A 2,922-nucleotide genomic window follows, 5' to 3' on the forward strand; every position below is an offset into this window, starting at 1 on the left:
CACGCGCACGAAGAGGCCTGATCGTATGCGAGGTCACCGAGTGGCAGGATTAGGCGAAGGTCACTTAGCCTCGATCGATGCCCTGGTGGCGGTAGCACCGACGCCCAGCACGTGCACACTATGGCCGATAGGGATCCACCAGACTGGTCGGGGTTCGGGCCGTATCCAATACGTTCTGCGGAAATCTCTCACCCGCAATGTAATAGCGCGCTCTCGTTCGCCCGACAGGCTGCAAAATATCTCGCTGCGCCAGCACCTTCAGATCACGTTGGGCCTGCTGCACGCTCAGCCCTTCGCTTGCCCCGTACCGTGACCTGCGAACTCGCCCGGCCATCGCCACATCATGGAGGGCGGAGACGATACGGTCGTCAAGTCCGGTCTGCGCCGCGAACTCCGACGATTGTTCCCATACCCGGCCCGACCGCTCGAACCTCGCGTGCACGGTCTGCGCCTGCTGGTGATAGGCGAGCAGGTTGAAGCTTATCCATTCGGAGACGTCCTGATCAGGTCGGTAGTGGGCGCCGCGGCGGGCCAACACCTGGTAGTACTCCCAGGTGTTTCCTGGGCGACCGAGCCAGGCCTCGATCGACGAGAACTCCGGTGCCAGTACACCTTCCCGCGCGATCAGCAGGGTCTGCAAGGACCGCGACATTCGGCCGTTGCCGTCACACCAGGGGTGAATCGACACCAGGTGGAGGTGAGCCATTGCCGCTCGGACGAGTGCGTGCGTGTCGTCGGGAGTGTTCAGCCAGGCCATCAGTTCGTCCGCGAGGGCGGGTAACTGTTCGGCGTCGGGAGCTGTATAGGCCGCGATACTGGGGTCTCGCGCGTCGGTTACGTAGACCGGACCGGAGCGCCATTGACCGGCGGGCTTGCGGGATGTGTGGCGGTGGCCCTGCAGGATCCAGTGCAGCGCGTTCAACTGCCCCTTGCTGAAACGGAAGTCCGGGGCGTCGTGCAGCGTCTGCAGGTAGGTCATCATCCGCTGGTAGGCCAGGGTCTCCTCGCGATCCTCGTCGGATACATCGACGTCCTGCTCACCAGCCATCAGGTCCTCGACATCCACAGTGGAGACCTTGAATCCCTCGATCGAGTTCGACGCCGCCACGGCGTCAGCGGTGAGGAACTTCCGGAGGCCGCCGGCCCACTTCGCCGGGACGCTCTGCACCTGGTGCCGCAGCCGGTCCCGCATGCTGTCGACCTCAGCCAGGACCGTCTCGTCCTGGCTGTTCAGCTGCGGTGTCGGATACAACATCCCTCTATGATGCATTGACGTGATCATTACGTCAACGCATCGCCATCGCGCCGAGGGCAGCGTTGACCACCCGCGTATTCCGCACCGGAGTGTGGGATTTTCCGCTGGTGTGCCGACACCATTCGCGCTGATCTCGCCCTAGTGTCAGAGACATGGCTGATGACGACGTGCAGTACCGCATCGAGCACGACACGATGGGTGAGGTTCGGGTTCCCGTGGACGCACTGTGGCGGGCGCAGACGCAGCGGGCTGTGGAGAACTTTCCGATCAGTGGGCGGGGGTTGGAGCGGGCGCAGATTCGGGCGCTCGGGCTGCTGAAAGCTGCTTGTGCGCAGGTCAACAAGGATTTGGGGCTGCTGGATCCGGGAAAGGCCGACGCGATTGTCGCCGCGGCGAACGAGATCGCCGAGGGGCGGCACGATGATCAGTTCCCGATCGATGTGTTCCAGACCGGGTCGGGTACCAGTTCCAACATGAACGCCAACGAGGTGATCGCCTCGATCGCCGCGCGGAACGGCGTGAGCGTGCACCCCAACGACGATGTGAACATGTCGCAGTCGTCCAACGACACCTTCCCCACCGCCACGCATCTGGCCGCTACCGAGGCCTTCATCACCGATCTCGTTCCGGCGCTGGAACATCTGCGGATCGCGCTGCTGGACAAGTCGGAGCAGTGGCGCACCGTGGTGACGTCGGGCCGCACGCATCTGATGGACGCGGTGCCGGTGACGCTGGGTCAGGAGTTCGGTGGGTACACCCGGCAGATCGAGGCGGGGATCGAGCGGGCGCTGGCCACCCTGCCGCGCCTTGGCGAGCTGCCGATCGGTGGCACCGCGGTCGGCACCGGGCTCAACGCGCCCGTCGGCTTCGGTACCAAGGTCGTCGCGGAACTGGTGCGCACCACCGGAATCGACGCGCTGCGCGAGGCACACGATCACTTCGAAGCCCAGGCCGCGCGCGACGGGCTGGTCGAGGCCTCCGGTGCGCTGCGCACCATCGCGGTCAGCCTCACCAAGATCGCCAACGACATCCGCTGGATGGGTTCGGGCCCGCTGACCGGGCTCGGCGAACTCCAGCTGCCGGACTTGCAGCCGGGTAGCTCGATCATGCCGGGCAAGGTGAATCCGGTTCTGCCCGAAGCGGTCACGCAGGTGGCGGTGCAGGTGGTCGGCAACGACGCGGCGATCGCCTTCGGCGGGGCGAGCGGAGCGTTCGAGCTCAACGTGTACATCCCCGTGATGGCCCGCAACCTGCTCGAGTCGATCCGCCTGCTGGCCAACGTCTCTCGCCTCTTCGCCGACAAGTGCGTCGTCGGCTTGGTCGCCAACGAGGAGCACCTGCGCACCCTCGCCGAGTCCTCCCCGTCGATCGTCACCCCGCTGAACTCGGCCATCGGCTACGAGGAAGCCGCCGCGGTCGCCAAACAGGCTCTGCGCGAGAAGAAGACGATCCGCCAGACGGTGATCGACCGCGGCCTCACCCCGGACAAGCTCTCTGTCGAGGAGCTCGACAGCAAACTCGACGTGCTGGCGATGGCCAACGTGGAGCGCGACTCCTGAGACGAGGGGGGGGGGGGGCGGCCGGGGGGGGGTGGGGGGGGGGGCGTGTGGCAACAATAAACAGAGAGCGAGTGGCGCAGCCCGCCCGCGCCGGCGCGCGCCGGAGGG

The 2,922-nt window shown here is 65.8% G+C and carries 2 protein-coding genes; one reads left to right on the plus strand and one right to left on the minus strand.

The window, feature by feature from the left end; all coding sequences use genetic code 11:
• Positions 1 to 118: 118 nt before the first annotated feature.
• Positions 119 to 1,255, minus strand: a complete 1,137-nt coding sequence (locus ACFWPJ_RS26665) for a Fic family protein (protein ID WP_378855307.1) — start codon at positions 1,253 to 1,255, stop codon at positions 119 to 121.
• Positions 1,256 to 1,407: 152 nt separating this feature from the next.
• Between ACFWPJ_RS26665 and ACFWPJ_RS26670 the strand changes: the two genes are divergently transcribed.
• Positions 1,408 to 2,814: a class II fumarate hydratase gene (locus ACFWPJ_RS26670; RefSeq protein ID WP_378855308.1), complete on the plus strand. Its 1,407-nt coding sequence runs from the start codon at positions 1,408 to 1,410 to the stop codon at positions 2,812 to 2,814.
• The last annotated feature ends 108 nt before the right edge of the window (positions 2,815 to 2,922 follow it).

Source organism: Nocardia sp. NPDC058497 (assembly GCF_042720195.1).
Classification (GTDB): Bacteria; Actinomycetota; Actinomycetes; order Mycobacteriales; family Mycobacteriaceae; genus Nocardia.

Excerpts from the sequence above, each read along its gene's own strand:
- ACFWPJ_RS26665 (WP_378855307.1), bottom strand. The coding sequence starts at position 1,255 with ATGTTGTATCCGACACCGCAGCTGAACAGCCAGGACGAGACGGTCCTG.
- ACFWPJ_RS26670 (WP_378855308.1), top strand. The coding sequence starts at position 1,408 with ATGGCTGATGACGACGTGCAGTACCGCATCGAGCACGACACGATGGGT.